Below are 20899 nucleotides of genomic sequence, written 5' to 3'. Positions count from 1 at the left end.
ATGATTTCAGCATTACATTAAAAAAATGTAAATTCGCACACTATGAAAATACAAGATATTCAAGCGATACAATTGTTGCTCGCAACCCCAAAGAAAATCGCCATAATTCCGCACAGAGGTCCAGATGGCGATGCCATGGGATCTACGTTAGGTTTGTACCACTTTTTATTAAAAAACAATCATCAGCCAACGGTGATTGCGCCTAATGATTTTCCTGATTTCCTAGCCTGGTTACCGGGTTCTGAAACCGTAAAAATATTCGAAAAAGACACTGAAAACTGTACCAAAATATTAGAAGAAGCCGAGTTAATTTTTACTCTTGACTTTAATGCTTTTCATCGTACAGGCGAAATGGAACATACTTTGGCAAAACTAACTGCGCCATTTATCATGATCGATCATCATCAAAAACCTGATGATTATGCCACTTATATGTACTCTGACACAGCGTTTGGTTCTACCTGCGAAATGGTGTATAATTTCATTTCTTTTTTAGATAAAAAACAAGATTTAGACAAAACCATCGCAACTTGCATTTATACGGGAATATTAACTGATTCCGGATCATTTCGTTTTCCCGGAACAACAGGAAATACACACCGAATTATTGCCGAATTGATAGATTTAGGAGTCGAAAATACCCAAATTCCGGTTCTTTTGTTTGATAATAGTTCTTATAGTCGTTTGCAGTTATTAGGTCGCGCTTTGCAAAACATGAAAGTTTTTGAAGAGTACAAAGCTTCTTATACAACACTTACCCAAGAAGAATTAGATGCATTTCACTATGTAAAAGGCGATACAGAAGGAATTGTTAATTACGGATTAAGCATAAAAGGCATCTGTTTTACTGCTATTTTTATAGAAAATAAAGACGAAAATATTATTAAAATATCTTTCCGTTCGCAAGGAGGATTTGACGTAAATCAATTCGCCAGAGATCATTTTAATGGAGGAGGCCACAGCAACGCCGCCGGAGGAAGATCTGAAGTTTCTATGGAAGAAACGGTGAAAAAATTTGAAGATTTAGTAACAAAACTAAAAATATAACCCAAATGAACTACTTAAAACTAAGCATTTACACCCTACTTTTTGCTGTTTTATTGGTTAGCTGTAAACAACACGAAGAAGCAAGAAGACCTATTTCGAGATCTTCAGGTTCTTTTATGAAAAAATCGGCTGACCGCAATAAAAAACTGGTTGCAAGCGAAGAAGATGTTATTAAAAAAATCATCAAAAGCAATCCGAAAGTAAAATATTATGCAACCAGAAAAGGTTACTGGCTTTCATATGATGAAAAAAATCTAACCGATACACAAACTCCCAAAAAAGGAGATATCGCTTATTTTAATTTAGAAATAAAAGATATTGAAGGTAAAATTATTTATTCTGAAGCAGAGCTTGGCCCGCAAACTTATTATGTTGACAAACAAGATATCATGATGGGATTACGCGACGGTATTAAGCTAATGCATAAAAATGAAACCGTTACATTTTTATTTCCATCACATATTGCATACGGGTATCATGGCGATAATAAAAAAATCGGAACCAATGAATCGTTGATTTGTACTGTTACGCTAAGAAATTTTGTTCCGGATCCGGCCGTTGCAACAACTTCAACAGCAACTCCTGCAACTACAGGTACAACAACTGCAGCTGCAACAAAAAATCCAGCGGTTCAACCAACAAAACCGGCAGTTAAAAAAGCAGCCACTGAAACTAAAAAAGACACTGTAAAACCATAAAACAATATTTTAAAAATGAAAAAAAGTATTTTATTATTACTATTAGCCGTTTCCTCATTTTATTCTTGTAAAGACGAGCATAGCAATTTGCCTGATGGTTTATATGCAGATATTGAAACCAACAAAGGTCATATTATTGTTGAATTAGATTATAAAAAAGCACCGGTTACGGTTGCTAATTTTGTGACTTTGGCCGAAGGGAAAAATGAATTTGTAACCAAAGATTACCTAAAAGGAAAACCGTTTTACAACGGATTAAAGTTTCACAGAGTTATCGAAGATTTCATGATTCAGACAGGAGATCCTGAAGGAACAGGCTCTGGTGATACAGGATATAAATTTAAAGACGAATTCACTGATCTAAAATTTGACAAAGCAGGTGTTTTGGCAATGGCAAACAATGGTCCGGGAACAAACAGCAGTCAGTTTTTTATTACTCATGTTGAAACGCCATGGTTAAACGGAAAACATACTATTTTTGGTCATGTGGTTGAAAAAGGACAAGAAGTTGTTAATCAGGTAAAACAAGATGATACTATCGTTTCTGTTACTATTATCAGAAATGGAGAAGCTGCTAAAAAGTTTGATGCAGTAAAAGTTTTTAATGATTATTTTTCAGATATAGCAAAAGAAAAAAGCAAATTTGCAGGAGTTCAAAAAGAAAAAACTGACTATTATGCTGCTCAAAAAGCAAAAGCAACTAAAACTTCAACAGGTTTAGAATATGTAATTACTGAAAAAGGAGCCGGTAAAAAACCTGCAATTGGAACTCAGTTATACATTCACTACGCTGGATTTTTAGAAGACGGGACTTTGTTTGACACAAGTATTGAAGACGTTGCCAAAACTTTTGGAAAATTTGATCCTGCAAGAGCTGAAGCAAAAGCATATTCGCCAATTCCTTTTCAGGCAGGTAAAAAAGACGGTATGATTCCCGGATTTATTGAGGGTATTGAAAAGCTTTCTTTTGGTGATAAAGCTGTTCTTTTTATCCCTTCTCATTTAGCTTACGGAGCTGCGGGAGCTGGTGGAGTTATTCCTCCAAATGCTAATATTATTTTTGAAGTACAATTACTGGAAAAACCGTAATAATATTCTTATTTTTGAAACATTATTACAGACTTAAATTCTAAAACACGATGAAATTTAAATTTCTATTTTTATTTTGCCTTGCAATAATCAATGTTCAGGCACAAGCAACAAAAAAAACTACTGCAAAAAAACCAGCTACAGCAAAAGCAGTTGCACAGGCCAATCCTAATGAGGGAATTTTTGCCACTATTTCTACAACTAAAGGTGATATTGTTTTGTCTTTAGAATATGTAAAAGCGCCAGTTACTGTGGCTAATTTTATTTCTTTGGCAGAAGGTACAAATCCTAATGTAAAAGTAGAAAGACTAAAAGGAAAGCCATTTTATGACGGCTTGAAATTTCACAGAGTTATCAATGATTTTATGATTCAGGGTGGAGATCCTGATGGAAACGGTTCCGGAGGTCCGGGATATTCATTTAAAGATGAATTTGTTGAAGAATTAAAATTTGAAAAAGGCGGTGTTTTAGCCATGGCAAATTCAGGTCCGGCAACAAACGGAAGCCAGTTTTTTATCACACATAAAGAAACGCCTTGGTTAAATGGAAAACATACTATTTTTGGTCACGTAGTTTCAGGAATGGACAATGTAAATAAAATTGTTCAGGACGATATCATGACAAAAATTACTATTACTCGTAAAGGTGCTGCGGCTAAAAAATTTGATGCTTTAAAAGTTATAGCTGATGATGCAAAAAAAGATGAAGCTAAAAAAGCGGAAAGTAAGAAAGTAATTGCTGAAAAAGCAGCTTATTTTGCTGCTACTAAAGCCAAAGCAACTGCAACACCATCTGGTCTACAATATGTTATTACACAAAAAGGAACCGGGGTAAAAGGAGCTGACGGATCTACAATTTATTTTCACTATGCAGGATATTTTGAAGACGGAAATCTTTTTGACAGCAGCATGTCTCAGGTAGCAAAAGCATATGGTAAATATGATGCTAACAGAGATGCTCAAAAAGGATATCAGGCTTTTCCTTTTACAGTTGGTAAAAAAGACGGAATGATTCCTGGTTTCTTAGAAGCATTAGGTATGATGACTGATGGAGAAAAAGCAATTTTCTTTCTTCCTTCAAATTTAGCTTACGGAGAAAAAGGTGCAGGAGGGGTAATTCCGCCAAACGCAACTTTGGTTTTTGAAATCGAAACTTATCAAAATCAACCAGCTTTAAAATAATTTATTTTAAATTTTAGATATAAAAACCCATCATTATTGATGGGTTTTTTATTTTATTAAATCTAACATAAATCTAACAAATTCACAATTTTACGTCTAAAATTAAATCTGAAATCACAACACTAATAATGTTTACAACTGTTTTCTATTAAATCCTAAACAAAATAGCTTACCTTTGCCGGCTTTTATTTTTAATTAAAACAATTTAAGATGTCACAAAACAATGTATTAAAGGGAGTATTTTTAGTTGCAATTGGTGCTACAACTTATGGAATGCTGGCTACTTTTGTAAAAATGGCTTATTCTGAAGGATATACTACTGCAGAAGTAACAACATCTCAATTTGTATTGGGAATTATTGGTATCTTATTAATTAATACATTTCAAAAAATAAAGCATAAAGATAATGTTGTAAAAGCAACACCAAAAAACATATTTAGCTTAATGCTTGCGGGGACTTCATTAGGAATGACCAGTTTATTCTATTATCTGGCTGTAAAGTATATTCCGGTTTCTATTGGTATCGTTTTATTAATGCAAACCGTCTGGATGGGTGTTTTGCTGGAAATGATTCTGGAAAAAAAATTACCTTCAAAACAAAAAGTTATTGCCGTATTTATTGTTTTGATTGGAACTGTTTTGGCGACCAATATTATCAATAATGATATAAAATTAGATTGGAGAGGTATTGCATGGGGAATTATGGCTGCAGCATCTTTTACGACAACTATGTTTACTGCAAATCGTGTTGCGACTGAAATTTCATCTGCACAGCGTAGTTTGTATATGCTATTAGGAGGAGCAGTAATTGTGTTTTCATTTGCATTTGCGACTCAGACAACTGCTTTTAATCTTGCCATTTTCATGAAATGGGGAATCATTTTATCTTTATTTGGAACAATAATTCCTCCGATGCTTATGAATGCAGGGTTTCCGTTAACGGGAATTGGTTTAGGAAGCATTGTTTCTGCTCTCGAATTACCAGTTTCAGTAATGATGGCATATGTTTTATTAAATGAAAAAGTTATCTTTTTACAATGGGTTGGAATTGTTTTAATTATTCTTGCCATTATTATAATGAATGTAAATTTCAAACGCAAAAATTAACAAATTTACGTTCTATTAAAAATAAAGTAATTGTAAATCAATTTTTGTTAATTTTTTTTATAATTTCGTGATAAATAATTATATCATGAACCTACCCTGGCATTTATATTTAATGGCTTTTCTTTATATAATTGCGGGAATTAATCATTTCAAAAATCCGGGAATGTACATTAAGATCATTCCTTCTTATCTGCCAAACCCCAAATTATTAAATATTTTAAGTGGAGTCGCCGAAATTATTTTAGGCATGCTGCTAATAGTTCCTTTTACAACAAAATTGGCTGCCTGGGGAATTATAGCATTATTAATTGCTGTTTTTCCTGCAAATGTTAATATGTTTTGTAAGAAAAAAGGAGGTTTTTCTTTGTTAAAAATTATTTTATTAATACGTTTGCCCTTACAAATTGTATTGATTTTATGGGCATACAAATATACCCTTTAACAAACAAACTATTAATTAAATTTATTTACTATGAAAAAGTTATTTGCTGAGTTCTTCGGAACTTATTGGCTGGTTTTTGGTGGTTGTGGAAGTGCACTTTTTGCGGCAGGATATCCTGAATTGGGGATTGGTTTTGCAGGTGTTGCATTGGCTTTTGGTTTAACGGTATTAACAATGGCATATGCTGTTGGTCATATTTCAGGCGGACATTTTAATCCCGCAGTTTCGTTTGGTTTATGGGCCGGAGGAAGATTCCCTGCAAAAGATTTGATCCCTTATATAATCGCACAATGTATCGGTGCAATTGCAGCAGCAGGTACATTATATACCATTGCTTCAGGAAAAGCAGGTTTTGTAATTGATGCAACCAAAGCGGGAGCATTTGCATCAAATGGTTTTGGAGCTTTTTCTCCGGATGGATATTCTTTAGCGGCAGCTTTTATTGCTGAATTTGTGCTTACCTTGTTTTTCTTATTAATCATTTTAGGCGCCACAGATAAATTTGCAAACAGCTCTTTTGCTGGTATTGCAATTGGTTTGGCCCTGACATTAATTCATTTAATAAGCATTCCAATCACAAATACTTCTGTTAATCCTGCAAGATCATTGTCTCAGGCAATTTTTGTGGGTGGAGAACCACTTACGCAAGTCTGGCTATTTTGGGTTGCACCAATTTTAGGGGCTATTGTTGCCGGATTTATTTATAAAACATTATTACAAAAACAAGACGATACAGAATAGTATTATTTACAAATAACATTAAAACTTAAAATATGGAATTTTTATATTTCTTACTTATTGGAGCAATTTCGGGATGGTTAGCAGGTCAGGTTTGGAAAGGTGCCGGCTTTGGATTAATTGGTAATATCATCGTTGGAATTATTGGTGGATTCATCGGTGGATGGATTGCCGGTAAACTTGGAATTGGAGGAGGTGGCCTTTTATGGCAAATACTAATCGCCGTTGGAGGAGCCTGGGTTTTACTATTTATCATCAGTCTTATCAAAAAGTAATAAATCTTCAGTAAGATAATTTATTCTAAAAGAGAAAATCTTATATATTTATATTTGATTTTCTCTTTTTTTTGTTAAATATCAGTAACTTTAATACACTTTTTAAGTAACAAAGTTTATTCTATAGTTTATTATGAATGAAATCATTGCTTATTTCAGTACGATTCCATCTTCACACCGAAGTTTAATTTTGGTTGGAGGAATAACTATTTTTTGGCTTATCGAAAATACATTTCCACTATTCCGGATGCAATATAGAAAATGGCATCACGCAGGAATAAATATCTTTTTTACGATTACTACTATTATCGTAAATTTCATTTTAGCTTTTATACTAATTAAAACTGCTGCCTGGACAACCGAAAATAATTTTGGAATTTTGCAATGGCTCCCAAAAATTCCAATTTGGCTTTATATCCTTATTGGTTTGCTTTTATTAGATTTAATTGGTGCTTATTTGGCGCATTTTATCGAACATAAAATAAAATTTTTATGGCGTTTTCATTTAATTCATCATACAGATACCTGGATTGATACTACAACGGCAAATCGACATCATCCGGGAGAAAGCATCATTCGTTTTTTATTTACAACTGCAGGCGTTTTAATAGTGGGAAGTCCGATGTGGATGGTTTTTCTTTATCAATCATTATCTGTCATAGCTTCTCAATTCAATCATGCTAATATTTCGCTGCCTCCTAAATTAGACAATATTCTGAGTTATTTTATCGTTTCTCCTAATATGCACAAAGTACATCATCATTATGTTTTACCTTACACTGATAGCAATTATGGAAACATTTTTTCTGTTTGGGATCGGCTTTTTGGCACTTTTACAACTTTACCAAAAGAAGAATTAATATACGGAGTAGATACTCACATGACAGCAGATGAGCATAACAAATTGAAAAATTTATTAAAAATTCCGTTTCAAAAATCAAGATCCAAAAAAAACAAGCAAAATCATTAAAAAAAACACACCCGATCGAACCAACTAATTATTTTTTTTATTAATATTGATACTTAAATTGAAAATCAATCTATTAATCATTAACCCCTATTTTGAATTAATTTTCACGTGATGAAAAAGAGTAACCGCAAAGAGTTGAGCTGGGAACAAACGGAAAAACTTGTTTCGTTGGCATTGGAAGAAAGAAATCCATTTGAAATTATAAAAAAAGAATTTGGATTGGCAGAAAAAGAAGTTCTGGAAATCATGAAAAAGAAAATGCCACTCGAAAAATTTGAAATGTGGAAAAAGAAGGCGATCGCAAATAAACCAAAACCAAAACCCGTTAAAATAGATGATTTTGATGAAGATTTGGATGGAAAATATTACATAAAGAACAAACTTGACTAGCATAAAACTCCTGTGAATCGGGAGTTTTTTTTTATTTTTAATTTTATGTAACATTATTACATTTTATAAGTCAAATACACATAACTAAACATAAACAAATGAAAAAAATACTTTACACATTAGCTCTTGCGGTAACGTTTTGGAGCTGTAAAACCGGTACGGGTTCCGGAGCTGCAAAAAGTAATACCGTGGCCGTTACTATTAATCTTGTCGATGTAAAAGACGATAAAGTTTTGGTAACCGTTACTCCGCCGGAAATAAAAACAGATGAAATTATTTACAGTATTCCGAAAACAGTTCCCGGAACTTATTCTACAGATAATTACGGTAAATATTCTGATGATTTTAAAGCTTTTGATGCTAAAGGAAACGCTTTAACAGTAAAAAGAATCGACGATAATTCATGGTCCATTTCAAATGCCAAAACATTAACAAAAATAACTTATTTAGTTGGTGATACTTTTGATACTGAAAAAGGAACCGGCTTTGGTAATGATGACGTTTTCTCGCCAGCAGGAACTAATATCAACGCAGGAATCAATTTCATGGTCAATACACACGGTTTTGTCGGGTATTTTCAGGATAAATTAGATGTTCCGTATAAAGTTACCATTACGCATCCTGAAACACTTTGGGGAGCAACTTCTATGAATGATGAAGATGCAAGCAAAACAAGTGACGTTTTTACTACGCCACGGTATGCTGTTTTGGTTGAAAATCCAATTATGTATTCTAAACCGGACTATACAACTTTCAATGTAAACGGAATGGATATTTTAATCGCCGTTTATTCTCCAACAGGAAAATTTACAGCCGAAAGTATTACACCGGAAATGAAAACAATGATGACAGCGCAAAAAAACTTTTTAGGAAAAGTAAATGCGACTAAAAAATATACTGTTTTATTGTATTTATCAAGCATGGCAAAAGATGATGCACACGGTTTTGGTGCCTTAGAACACCCTACTGCTACAACAGTTGTTTTGCCGGAATCAATGCCAAAAGAAAAATTGGTTGAATCTATGAAAGATGTAGTTTCTCATGAGTTTTTCCATATTGTAACTCCGCTAACTGTTCATTCAAAAGAAATTCAGTATTTTGATTATAATGCACCAAAAATGTCAGAACATTTATGGATGTATGAAGGTGTAACTGAATACTTTGCAAACCTTTTTCAAATTAATCAGGGTTTAATTGACGAAGCTGAATTTTACACACGTATCGCTGATAAAATAGAACAGGCAAAAGGTTTAAACGATACCATGTCGTTTACGGTAATGAGCAAAAATGTTTTAGAGCCACCTTACAAAGACCAATACTTAAATGTATACCAAAAAGGAGCCTTAATTGGTATGTGCATAGACATTATTATTAGAGAAAAAAGTAATGGTGAAAGAGGAATTCTTGACTTAATGCATAAATTATCCAGTGAATATGGCGTTGAAAAACCATTTAACGATAATGAGCTTTTTGCAAAAATTACTCAATTGACATATCCTGAAGTTGGTGAATTCTTAAAAACTTATGTTGCCGGAACTACTCCTATTCCTTATGAAACTTATTTAGCAAAAGTAGGCGTAACAAAATCTGTTGAAAAAGCACCCGGAACAATTTTCATTAAAGGACAGCAGCCTTATATTGGTGTTGACAAAGCGACTAAAGCAATAAGTATTCGCAAGGATGTTGACTTAAATGTGTTTTTTACAAATTTAAATCTTAAAGCCGGGGATGGTATATCAACTGTAAATGGCAAAACTTACAATCTTGACAACATCTACGATTTGATTACAGAAAGTGAAAACTGGAAAGAAAATGATCCTATTACGCTTCAAATAAAACGTGATGGTAAAGAGCAAACTATAAAAGGAACTGTGAAACTTCCATACGAAGAAAAAGAAACTTTTAAAGCTACAGATGCTTCAAAAGAGAAACTTAAAACTGCGTGGTTGAAAGGATAATTTCTTTAATTGATAGTATAAAAAAAAACCGACAATCACTTGTCGGTTTTTTTTATGTCTTTGCGGCTATACCTTTTTCAAAGTTTAAAAAAGGTTTTAGCTGTTATTTCTTCGCCGGAAACTTCCAGTCAAATTCATCTTTATCATTAATGATCGCTCCTACTTCAAACTTCACAACTTCATCAAATTCTGTTTGAAGAATAAACCAATTGTCTTCATTGAAATAATTTTCGAAAGTATCAAAAGTTTCCTGAGTATATTTTGTAATGCCTTTTGCAGCAAAATCTTTCTTTACATCGGCAATTTTTCTTCCAATTAATTTGAATCCAAAAACTTCTAAATCATTACTTGACGCTACTAAATAACCCAATTTCAATTCTTCTTCCTCATAAAATGTCAACCTGATTTTATGTGCATTATATACAAAAATCACATTATCATCTTCGTCTTTATAATTTTTATCAGGTTTTCCTAAAGCAGCTGTTACATCGTTTTGCTTCATTCCGAAAAGCAATTTATCAATTCCTGATTTTAGATTTATTTTCATAATACGTGTCTTTTATTTGAGGTGCAAATTTCGTGAAGTTTTTGCAAAGTTTGTTATGTTTAGAGTTTTTGTTTGCTGTATTTTTTCGCCACGAATCCTGCAAGGTTTTCAAAACCTTGTAGGTATTTTATATCCATCATCAAAATAGACCTACAAGGTTTTGAAAACCTTGCAGGAAGTCAAAATCAATCCTAATTTTAACACAACCTAGTAATTCTTCTTATTCGGTTTAGCACTCATGTAAAACGTAATTTTCCCTCCATTCATAACATCAGCATGTTTTAAGAAAGGTTTGTCTAATTGTTTTCCATTCAAAAGCACTTTACTCACAAAAACATTCTTATCCGATTGATTTACAGTTTCTACTTCAAAAGTTTTACCATTTTCTAAATTGAAAATCGCATTTTTAACCAACGGACTACCCAAAGCATATTCATCAGAACCCGGCGCAACTGGATAAAATCCTAAACTGCTAAAAATATACCAGGCGCTCATTTGTCCGAAATCGTCATTTCCTCCTAAACCGTCGGCTCCATTTCGGTACATTTTTTTTAGGATCATTCTAATTTTGTCCTGTGCTTTCCACGGAGAATTTGTCCAGTTGTACAAATAAACGACGTGATGCGAAGGTTCGTTTCCGTGCACATAATTCCCTATAATTCCTTCTCTTGTAATATCTTCTGTATTTTCAAAATATTTATCCGGCAAATGCATGTTGAATAATGAATCTAAGCGAACATTAAATTTCTCGTTACCGCCCATCATTTTAATCATTTCGGCAGGATCCTGCGGAACATACAAACTATAGTTCCATGAATTTCCTTCTATAAAACCTTGTCCGTGCGTGTCTAACGGATCAAATTCTTTTTTGAAAGTTCCGTCGTTTAGTTTCGGGCGCATAAAACCTGTTTTTTCATCGTAAACGTTTTTATAGTTTTTAGACCTTTCAATAAATTCATTATAGATTTCAGTTTTGCCTAATTTTTTGGCTGCCTGCGCAATTGCCCAATCATCATAAGCATATTCTAAAGTTTTAGAAACCGAAGATCCATTTTTATCTTCAGGAACGTATCCTTTTTTCATATAATATTCCAATCCATCGTAATAAGAAACTTTCGCAATATTCACACATGCCTGAAGTGCTTTTTCAGGATCAAAATTGGTGTTGCCTTTTACAATCGCATCTGCCACTACAGATACAGAATGATAACCAATCATACACCAATTTTCATTAGCATAATGCGACCAGATTGGCAGCATTTTATGTACACTTTGATCTGAATGTGCCAACATCGAACTAATCATATCTGAGTTTCTCGAAGGCTGAACAATATTAAACAATGGATGTAAAGCTCTATATGTATCCCATAAAGAATAGCTTGTGTAATTTTTAAAGTTTTCGGCTTTATGAACATTCATATCCAGACCTTTGTAGTTTCCGTCAAGATCCATGTATTCTGTTGGACCTAAAAAGGCGTGATACATTGCGGTGTAGAAATTCACTAAATCCTCTTTCTGAATGGTTTCGATCTGAATTTTATTCAATTCTTTGTTCCAAATTTCCTGACTTTGTTTTTTTACTTTTTCAAAATCCCAACCCGGAACTTCTTTTTTCATATTTTCTAATGCGCCTGCAAAACTTACGGGAGAAAGCGCCATTTTAATTTTGATCTTCTCTCCTTCTTCAGTATTAAAATCAAAAAACAGTTTTAGGTTTTGACCTGCCATTTCCGGAAAATTTTTGGTTTGATCAAATCTTCCCCAAAAACCTCTGTACACACTTTTTTCCTGCGCCGCCTGACCGTAGCTTTTAATTGGTTTGCTGAAAGACATTGCAAAATAAACGGTTCTCGTTCTTGCCCAGCCATTTGTCTGGCGATATCCGGTAATTAAAGTATCGTTTTCTACACGAACAAATGTCCAGACATTCTTTTTATCATAGTTGTAAATGCCTGAAGTTAAATCGAGAATAATATGTGCTTCATCAGATTTTGGAAAGGTGTATTGATGCATTCCTACACGCGTTGTTGCCGTTAGTTCAGCTTTAATATTATGATCTTCAAGAAGAACGCTGTAATAAGCCGGTTCTGCTTTTTCTGTCGAATGCAAAAACGCAGATCGATATCCGGATAAAGGTTTTGAAGCGACTCCGGGGTTCAGTTGTAATTTTCCCGTTGTTGGCATAATTAAAAAATCACCAAGATCAGAATGTCCTGTCCCACTAAAATGGGTATGGCTAAAACCTACAATGGTTTTATCTTCGTATTGATATCCTGCGCAATATTTGTAAACTTCACCATTGTATTTTCCGTTTAAACTGTAAGCAATTGTATCTGTTTCAGGACTTAATTGTACACTCCCAAACGGAACTGTTGCGCCTGGATACGTATGTCCCATTTTGGCTGTACCAATCATTGGGTCAACGTATTGAATTAAATTTTTTAAGTTGTCTGCTTTCTTTTGAGCATTTACTTCATTCGTAAAACCAAATAGCAAAACTGATAATCCAAAAAGAAGATGTTTTGTTTTTACAATATTCATTGATGTGTATTTAAATATTATTTGTAAAACTGAATCAATTTCAATTTCACGTTAGGAAATTACGACAAAAATGGAATTTAAAAAATATAAATGTTCGTAAACTGAAAAGCTTTTAGATATCTTTGATTTATAATTTATATACCACATGAAACGATTTATTTCATTCCTTTTCCTTTTATATTCAATCTTTGGTTTTTCGCAAAAAACAGAAAGTTCTATTTTAGATAAAGAACAAATAAAACAAAGAGAATTAGAGAACCTTTCTGATTTCCCTATTTACAGAGCATATGAATATCAGGATAAAGGCGGCGTTTTTGAATTGGTTTTATGCGAAAATCAAACAAATAAAAAAGATACATTAAATACAAAAATCCAGGCGATTTGCGGTATGAACGATCACGGCGGTTTTCTTGAAAAATGGAGAATTAATGATTTACTTGAAGATTACGAGCCTAAAGAAACCAATATTTGGTTCTGGACAAAATATTGCAGCATCAAAGATATTGATGGCGATGGCTATATAGAACCTGTTATTGTATATGGAACAAGAAATGAAAATGATGAAATAAGACGGGTTAAAATTATTACCGTGTATAAAAACAAGAAATATGTAGTTCGTGCTGTAGAATGTGATCTTGATATTTGCAGAAGTTTTAAGAAAGACTCAAACTGGAATTCTTTACCTCAAAAAATAAAACTTTACGTTGATCAATTGGTCGTAAAACTACGAAAAGAACAAGATTTATTATTGAAAGATGGGTAATGTTTTAAATATCAATATCAATTTCAATTTCAATGTCAAAATTCAATAGCATTTTTTCAAAACTGAAATTCAATATATCTGCTTGTTTGGTTAAACTGGATTAATCCCGAAGCGTCGGGACAGCCCTACAATATTGGTCGAGCCTATGGCTCTTTTTGCCGTTGGCATCTTTTAAAGTTTTCGCTTTAAATTTTCTTTTACCTCGGCAAACCATTCTTCTTTTAGGATACTTAAAACAATCGAATCACGGCGCACTTCTCTATTTGCTGTTGGCATGTGGCTTCGCAAAACACCTTCAACTTTACAGCCTATGCTTTTCATTGCAGCGATACTTCTGTCGTTATTATTATCAGCGCGAAATTCTACACGTTCCATTCCAAGAGTTTCAAAAGCAAATTGAAGCAATAAAAATTTGCAATGTTTGTTAAGTCCTGTTCCTCTAAACGCCGATCCGTACCAGGTATATCCTAATTGCACGGTTTTATATTCAAGCTGAATATCGTAAAAACGTGTTGAGCCAGCGTATTTTTGAGATTTTTTATCGAAAACAATAAATGGGAATTCTTTTTTATCTTCTCTTGCTTTTATAGCAGACTTAATATAATTGATCAGATTTTCTTTTCCATCTGCACCAACTAAAGAGTATTTCCAGGTTTCTGGTTCATTTATAGAAAATTCCAATAAATTATCGAAATCTGATTCCTGCAAAGGACGCAATAAAACCAAATCGTCTTCTAAAATAATGTTGTCTGAGAAATTGAAATTTGATTTTGTCATTGCTTATATTTTTTCAAATTCTTTTTGTATCAATTTAAAATGATTTTTTATTAATTCTTTTTTATCTTCTTTCACATCAAAATCAGCAAAATTATCAGTAAAATAAATTCTAAAACTAGATATGCTTTTAGTAGTTAAATTTAGAAGATTACTTTCAATTTCACTTTGATTTTCGCCAATGAAATAATCCACATTCAAAATTGATTGGCAATTTATTTCCGTGTGTTGATTTAAAGTTATTTTAGAATTATCAGAAAATAAAAGAATAACTTTTCCATCATTTGGATTAACACATAAAGTTCTGCCTAATTGTAGATTAAAATTCAAAAGAACATTTTTTCTTTTTTCAGTATTAACAATTTTTGTTGAAATGAAAACATTATTAAGTAAACCTTTAGCAACATTATCGGATGTTTTCCATCTTTTTCCTTCAGAAACATCAACCTTATAGATTTTTTCATCTGTAAATTTATCAATTTCATTTAATGCAATTCGCTGAGCGAATATATTACAATTTAATACAAAGAAAATTAAACTAAATAGTATGTATTTCATGGATATTCGTTTACAAAATATTACTCACTCATTTCATCATAACGTTCCGGAACTTGCGGATCATACAACGGACATTTGAATTCTTCCATTAAACTGACTAATTTATTCATGGTTTTCCCTTCGGTTCCATAACAGTCAATTTTAATGCTTTGTGGAGTTGAAATTACTTGAAAAGCACCCTTTCCTTTAGTATTTTGCCAACTATTTTCATCGACTTTTTCCCAATCAGAAAATACAGAAGCTATTCGGTTAAAAATTACTTCTACAGGAAGTATTTCTAATCCTTCAACTTCCTCTTTTTCAAGAAGTGCTTCGTAAACTTCGTGATGATTTAAATAAATCTCATCTAAATATCTCCAAAAAAGTAGCTCGTACATGACTCTGGTGGTTTTTAGCCCCGATAGCAGTGGAAATCCTTTTGTGCCGGGGTTCGGCACAAAAGATTGTAACGGATAGCGGGATTAGCTCCTAAAAAAAACTAATTATTAATAAAAAAGGTCCCGTTGAAACTCCAGTATAAAAAACCTTTGCAACTCAGAACCTCTGAACCTTTGTAACTTAAAAAAAATTAATATTCGAATGTTCCGTATTCACTCGTAATCGTCAATTTCTTAGCATCTGCTGCTTCTACTCTACCCACGATTTGTGCATCGACATTGAATGATTTTGAAATCGCAATAATATCCTGAGCGATATTTTCGGGAACATAAATTTCCATACGGTGACCGCAATTAAAAACCTGATACATTTCTTTCCAATCGGTTTTTGATTGTTCTTGAATTAACTTGAACAATGGTGGAACCGGGAATAAATTATCTTTTATAATATGTAAATTCTGAACGAAATGTAGAATCTTAGTCTGCGCTCCACCACTGCAATGGACCATTCCGTGAATATCCTTTGGCGTATATTTATCTAAAATTTTCTTGATAATTGGCGCGTAAGTTCTGGTTGGAGAAAGTACCAACTGACCTGCATTAATTGGACTATTTTCAACTTCATCCGTTAGGTTTACCTGACCAGAATAAATCAATTCTTCCGGAACAAGAGCATCGAAACTTTCAGGGTATTTTTTAGCTAAATATTTTCCGAAAACATCATGACGTGCCGATGTTAATCCGTTACTTCCCATTCCGCCATTATAGCTTTTCTCGTAAGTTGCCTGACCAAAAGAAGCCAAACCGACAATTACGTCTCCTGCTTTAATATTGGCATTATCAACAACATCACTGCGTTTCATACGAGCTGTTACAGTAGAATCTACAATAATAGTACGAACAACATCTCCAACATCGGCAGTTTCTCCTCCTGTTGAATGAATGGTTACTCCGAAAGTTTTTAATTCGTTGATTAATTCTTCGGTTCCGTTAATGATTGCCGAAATAACTTCTGCAGGAATTAAGTTTTTATTTCTACCAATTGTTGATGAAAGCAAGATATTATCTGTTGCTCCAACACACAATAAATCATCAATATTCATGATTAACGCATCTTGCGCGATTCCTTTCCAAACAGAAATATCTCCGGTTTCTTTCCAGTACATATACGCCAAAGACGATTTTGTACCGGCTCCGTCAGCGTGCATAATTAAGCAATGTTCTGAATCCTGGGTAAGATAATCGGGAACAATTTTACAGAATGCCTGAGGAAATAAACCTTTGTCAATATTTTTTATGGCGTTGTGTACGTCTTCTTTTGATGCCGAAACACCTCTTTGTGCGTACCTTTTGCTAGAATCTGAACTCATGAAAATTAGTTTGTGTTGATGTGGTGCAAAGATAATCCCTTTTTTTAATTCTTGGGTTTATTTATTAAAGATTGCGTAGAATTATTTACCACAAATTACACAAATTAGCACAAATTTTTATAAAGCAAAAATCATCCTTAGCGGATGATTTTTGAGTATTTAGATTTTCATTTATTAATGAAAAAAGAATTCGTGAAAATTAGTGTAATTCGTGTTTAAAAACTATTTAGTAAACAATAATTCTCTGTATTTAGTAAGTGTCCAGCTTTCGTCGTCTACTAATAATTCTAATTTATCACAGTGATTACGAATATCTTCAAAATAGGGTTTTACTTTATTGCAATACGCCTCTGCCATTTTTTGAGCATCGGTTAAGTGATTTGCAATTCTTCTTTCATTGGTCATTGCCAATACTTTAGAATTGATTCCTTCTATATGACCAGAGATTTCTTTAATTAAAACGATTTGCTCTTTTGCAATAGTTTCAAACTCTTTTCCGAAGATTTCTTTAAGTCCTTTTACGTTTTCAATCAATGTATTTTGATAACGAATCGCTGTCGGAATTACATGATTTCTGGCAATATCACCTAAAACTCTTCCTTCAATCTGAATTTTTTTAGTGTATTCTTCCAATTCGATTTCGTAACGCGCTTCTGCTTCAACATGATTCAAAATTCCTAATTCATCAAATAAATCTAGTGCTTGTTTAGAAATTTTAGCTTTAATCGCTTCGGGTGTAGTTTTAAAATTACTTAAACCTCTTTTAGCAGCTTCTTGTTCCCAGGCATCAGAATAACCGTCACCTTCAAAAAGGATCTTTTTCGATTGTTTGATGTATTCTCTTAAAACATTAAAAATTGCATCGTCTTTTTTCATGTCTTTCGACTCGATTAAAGTATCTACTTCTAATTTAAAATCTTTTAATTGTTTGGCTACAATCGCATTTAAAGTTGTCATCGCGTTAGAACAGTTCGCATTTGAACCAACGGCTCTGAACTCAAATTTATTTCCTGTAAAGGCAAAAGGCGAAGTTCTGTTTCTGTCTGTATTGTCTAAAAGTACATCCGGAATTTTTCCAACTACATTTAGTTTTAAATCTGTTTTTTCTTCCGGAGATAATTTACCTGTTGTAACGCTTTCTAATTCAGACAAAACTTTGGTTAACTGCGCACCAATGAAAACCGAAATAATAGCCGGTGGTGCTTCATTTGCTCCTAATCTGTGATCGTTACTTGCCGTTGCGATAGAAGCTCTTAATAAAGTTTCGTAATCGTTTACCGCTTTTATAGTATTAATAAAGAATGTCAAAAACTGCAAATTGCTCATTGGCGTTTTACTCGGACTCAATAAGTTAACTCCGGTATCTGTTGCCAACGACCAGTTGTTGTGTTTTCCTGATCCGTTTACTCCTTTAAATGGTTTTTCGTGAAATAATACTTTAAAATCATGACGCTCTGCCACTCTTTGCATCACATCCATTAATAAGGAGTTGTGATCTACTGCAAGATTGGTTTCTTCAAATATCGGTGCCAATTCAAACTGATTTGGCGCTACTTCATTATGACGCGTTTTTACCGGAATTCCAAGCAACATACATTCTTGCTCCAAATCTCTCATGTACGTTAATGCACGAGTTGGAATAGATCCAAAATAATGATCATCAAGTTGTTGTCCTTTTGCAGATGTGTGTCCTAATAAGGTTCTTCCCGTCATCATTAAATCCGGACGTGAGTTTGCCAACGCTTTATCAATCAAAAAGTATTCTTGTTCCCAGCCTAAAGTTGCGGTTACTTTTTTTACGTTTTTATCAAAGTATCTACAAACTTCCGTTGCTGCTTCATCCATTGCAGATAATGCTCTTAGTAATGGAATTTTATTATCTAAAGCTTCACCTGTGTAAGCAATAAAAACTGTTGGAATACATAAGGTTGTTCCGTAAATAAATGCCGGAGAAGTTGGATCCCAAGCCGTGTAACCTCTGGCTTCGAATGTATTTCTGATTCCGCCATTAGGAAAACTAGATGCATCCGGTTCTTGCTGAACCAATTGCGCTCCGCCAAATTTCTCTACAGGATCACTTCCGTCATACGAAGTTTCAAAAAAAGCATCGTGTTTTTCTGCAGTTGTTCCCGTAAGTGGCTGAAACCAGTGTGTATAATGCGTTACACCTTTTGATAAAGCCCATTCTTTCATTCCCATGGCAATATAATCTGCCAGCTTTCTGTCTATTTTAGTTCCGTGCTGAATGGCATCTCTAACTCCTTTTAAAGCATCAGAAGTTAAAAACTGCTTCATTGCTTTCTCATTAAACACATTTGAACCAAAAATGTTAGATTTTCTATCAATTTCTTCAAAATGTACCGGCTTTCTTGTAGAAGCTTCTTTTAAAGCTTGGAAACGTAATGTTGACATGTATATAATTTTTAAAAATTCGTAATTATTTTTATTGAAAAAAGAAGGACAAATATAATCAATAAAAAAGCCTGTTTGAAAGATAAATAGTAGATTTTTATACAAGGATTTTTCAATAGATAATCAATTTTATAAAGAATAATTAATATGAATTGAAGAAATATAACAAATTAACTCAGTATTATTCATTAAATAAACATTTTTTCATAATTACATAACCTTTAAACTCAGAAAAAGCACGTTATTTTTACGAATTTATTTTTTTAAGGTGTTAAAAATTACTTTTTTCAAAATATACCCCTATCAAAATTGCGCTTCTCTAAAAAATTATAGTCCACCCAACAAAATAGCCCCCTAATTTTTAGGACTAAAAAAATAAATCTATATTTGACCCAGCGAAAAAACAAAAAAAATAAAATTTATATTATTATGGCTAAAATTAAGTTAGAGTACATTTGGTTAGATGGATATGAACCAACTCAAAATCTTAGAAGTAAAACTAAAGTTGAAGAACACGAAAATTTCAAAGGAACATTAGAAGAACTTGGAAACTGGTCATTTGATGGTTCATCAACAAAACAAGCCGAAGGTGGTTCATCTGACTGTTTATTAGTTCCTGTTGCAATTTACCCTGATCCAACACGTATTAACGGATGGTTGGTAATGACTGAAGTTATGTATGCTGATGGTACTCCTCACTCTTCTAACGGTAGAGCTACTATTGATGATGATGGTGATTTCTGGTTTGGTTTCGAACAAGAATATTTCATCATGGATACTAAAACTTTATTGCCATTAGGTTTCCCTGTTGGAGGTTATCCTGCTCCACAAGGTATGTACTACTGCTCTGTAGGTGGAAAAAACACTCACGGAAGAAAATTAGTAGAAGAACATGCTGACTTATGTATCGCTGCCGGAATTAACTTTGAAGGTATTAACCAAGAGGTTGCTTGCGGACAATGGGAATTCCAATTATTCGCTAAAGGTGCTAAAAAAGCCGGAGACGAAATTTGGGTTGCTCGTTATTTATTAGATCGTTTGACTGAAAAATATGGTTACTATATCGAATATCACCCAAAACCACTAGGAGATACTGATTGGAATGGTTCTGGAATGCACGCTAACTTCTCTAACGAGGTGTTAAGAACATGTGGAGACCAAGCTACTTACGAAAGAATTTGTGAGGCTTTCCGTCCTGTTACTGCTGAGCATATCGCAGTTTACGGAGCTTACAACGACCAACGTTTAACTGGTAAACACGAAACTGCTTCTATCCACGATTTCTCTTACGGAGTTTCAGACAGAGGATGTTCTATCAGAATTCCTTTAATGACTGTTCAAAAAGGATGGAAAGGTTGGTTAGAAGACAGAAGACCAGCTTCAAACGGTGATCCATACAAAATCGCTGCAAGAATTATCAAAACTGTAAAATCAGCATTGTAATTCGAAGCTTAAATTATATTAGAAAGTGCCATCTTAATTGATGGCATTTTTTTTTGACGTATAGTTTAACTATCCCGATTTCTATAATTTTTTCAGGAGCTAATCCCGCTATCCGTTCCAATCTTTTGTGGCGAACCCCGCCACAAAAGGATTTCCTCTTCTATCGGGGCTAGGGCAATCGTTTTCATAAGGATGTTTTTGCTGATTTTGTCATTGCGA

The 20899-nt window shown here is 33.4% G+C and carries 20 protein-coding genes; 13 read left to right on the top strand and 7 right to left on the bottom strand.

The window, feature by feature from the left end:
• Window positions 1-42: 42 nt before the first annotated feature.
• From RT99_RS02700 to RT99_RS02650, 11 genes are all read left to right on the top strand, one after another.
• Window positions 43-1047, top strand: coding sequence for a bifunctional oligoribonuclease/PAP phosphatase NrnA (locus RT99_RS02700; protein ID WP_042563200.1), 1005 nt, complete (start codon window positions 43-45; stop codon window positions 1045-1047).
• A gap of 5 nt (window positions 1048-1052) precedes the next feature.
• On the top strand, window positions 1053-1745 hold the full coding sequence (gene gldI / locus RT99_RS02695) for a gliding motility-associated peptidyl-prolyl isomerase GldI (RefSeq protein ID WP_042563199.1): 693 nt from the start codon (window positions 1053-1055) through the stop codon (window positions 1743-1745).
• A gap of 15 nt (window positions 1746-1760) precedes the next feature.
• Window positions 1761-2834, top strand: coding sequence for a peptidylprolyl isomerase (locus RT99_RS02690; RefSeq protein ID WP_042563198.1), 1074 nt, complete (start codon window positions 1761-1763; stop codon window positions 2832-2834).
• 50 nt (window positions 2835-2884) lie between these two features.
• Window positions 2885-4015 (top strand): peptidylprolyl isomerase, encoded by a 1131-nt coding sequence (locus RT99_RS02685; protein ID WP_042563197.1) that lies wholly within the window; start codon window positions 2885-2887, stop codon window positions 4013-4015.
• A gap of 210 nt (window positions 4016-4225) precedes the next feature.
• Entirely contained in the window at window positions 4226-5122 is an 897-nt protein-coding gene (locus RT99_RS02680; RefSeq protein WP_042563196.1) for a DMT family transporter, read from the top strand.
• A gap of 85 nt (window positions 5123-5207) precedes the next feature.
• Window positions 5208-5564, top strand: coding sequence for a MauE/DoxX family redox-associated membrane protein (locus tag RT99_RS02675; RefSeq protein WP_042563195.1), 357 nt, complete (start codon window positions 5208-5210; stop codon window positions 5562-5564).
• A gap of 30 nt (window positions 5565-5594) precedes the next feature.
• Window positions 5595-6305, top strand: a complete 711-nt coding sequence (gene aqpZ / locus RT99_RS02670) for an aquaporin Z (RefSeq protein WP_042563194.1) — start codon at window positions 5595-5597, stop codon at window positions 6303-6305.
• 32 nt (window positions 6306-6337) lie between these two features.
• Window positions 6338-6577: a GlsB/YeaQ/YmgE family stress response membrane protein gene (locus tag RT99_RS02665; protein WP_042563193.1), complete on the top strand. Its 240-nt coding sequence runs from the start codon at window positions 6338-6340 to the stop codon at window positions 6575-6577.
• A gap of 133 nt (window positions 6578-6710) precedes the next feature.
• Window positions 6711-7547, top strand: coding sequence for a sterol desaturase family protein (locus tag RT99_RS02660; RefSeq protein ID WP_042563192.1), 837 nt, complete (start codon window positions 6711-6713; stop codon window positions 7545-7547).
• Between the two features lie 111 nt (window positions 7548-7658).
• Window positions 7659-7937, top strand: a complete 279-nt coding sequence (locus RT99_RS02655) for a DUF2805 domain-containing protein (RefSeq protein ID WP_042563191.1) — start codon at window positions 7659-7661, stop codon at window positions 7935-7937.
• 98 nt (window positions 7938-8035) lie between these two features.
• On the top strand, window positions 8036-9895 hold the full coding sequence (locus RT99_RS02650; protein WP_042563190.1) for a peptidase M61: 1860 nt from the start codon (window positions 8036-8038) through the stop codon (window positions 9893-9895).
• A 103-nt stretch (window positions 9896-9998) separates the two neighbouring features.
• Here RT99_RS02650 and RT99_RS02645 read toward each other — a convergent pair whose 3' ends face one another.
• Together RT99_RS02645 and RT99_RS02640 are read right to left on the bottom strand one after the other, a co-directional pair.
• On the bottom strand, window positions 9999-10442 hold the full coding sequence (locus RT99_RS02645; protein ID WP_042563189.1) for a hypothetical protein: 444 nt from the start codon (window positions 10440-10442) through the stop codon (window positions 9999-10001).
• 207 nt (window positions 10443-10649) lie between these two features.
• Window positions 10650-12983: a GH92 family glycosyl hydrolase gene (locus tag RT99_RS02640; protein ID WP_042563188.1), complete on the bottom strand. Its 2334-nt coding sequence runs from the start codon at window positions 12981-12983 to the stop codon at window positions 10650-10652.
• A 145-nt stretch (window positions 12984-13128) separates the two neighbouring features.
• Between RT99_RS02640 and RT99_RS02635 the strand changes: the two genes are divergently transcribed.
• A complete protein-coding gene (locus RT99_RS02635; protein ID WP_042563187.1) occupies window positions 13129-13746 on the top strand; it encodes a M949_RS01915 family surface polysaccharide biosynthesis protein in 618 nt (205 codons plus the stop codon).
• Window positions 13747-13917: 171 nt separating this feature from the next.
• On the opposite strand, the gene RT99_RS02630 is transcribed toward RT99_RS02635, so the two are convergent.
• The 5 genes from RT99_RS02630 to RT99_RS02610 form a co-directional block, all read right to left on the bottom strand.
• Complete coding sequence (locus RT99_RS02630; RefSeq protein ID WP_042563186.1) at window positions 13918-14523, bottom strand: GNAT family N-acetyltransferase; 606 nt, start codon at window positions 14521-14523, stop codon at window positions 13918-13920.
• A 3-nt stretch (window positions 14524-14526) separates the two neighbouring features.
• Entirely contained in the window at window positions 14527-15078 is a 552-nt protein-coding gene (locus tag RT99_RS02625) for a hypothetical protein (RefSeq protein ID WP_042563185.1), read from the bottom strand.
• 20 nt (window positions 15079-15098) lie between these two features.
• Window positions 15099-15455 carry a hypothetical protein gene (locus RT99_RS02620; protein ID WP_042563235.1) on the bottom strand — a complete coding sequence of 119 codons (357 nt, stop codon included), beginning with the start codon at window positions 15453-15455 and terminating at the stop codon, window positions 15099-15101.
• 191 nt (window positions 15456-15646) lie between these two features.
• Window positions 15647-16825, bottom strand: a complete 1179-nt coding sequence (locus tag RT99_RS02615; RefSeq protein ID WP_042563184.1) for an AIR synthase related protein — start codon at window positions 16823-16825, stop codon at window positions 15647-15649.
• 222 nt (window positions 16826-17047) lie between these two features.
• Window positions 17048-19237, bottom strand: a complete 2190-nt coding sequence (locus RT99_RS02610) for a glutamine synthetase III (RefSeq protein WP_042563183.1) — start codon at window positions 19235-19237, stop codon at window positions 17048-17050.
• Window positions 19238-19666: 429 nt separating this feature from the next.
• Here RT99_RS02610 and RT99_RS02605 point away from each other — a divergent pair, with 429 nt between their 5' ends.
• On the top strand, window positions 19667-20680 hold the full coding sequence (locus tag RT99_RS02605; protein WP_042563234.1) for a glutamine synthetase beta-grasp domain-containing protein: 1014 nt from the start codon (window positions 19667-19669) through the stop codon (window positions 20678-20680).
• The last annotated feature ends 219 nt before the right edge of the window (window positions 20681-20899 follow it).

This window comes from Flavobacterium sp. MEB061 (assembly GCF_000834715.1).
Taxonomy (GTDB): Bacteria; Bacteroidota; Bacteroidia; order Flavobacteriales; family Flavobacteriaceae; genus Flavobacterium; species Flavobacterium pectinovorum.
This window is presented reverse-complemented; position numbering and strand designations above follow the sequence as displayed.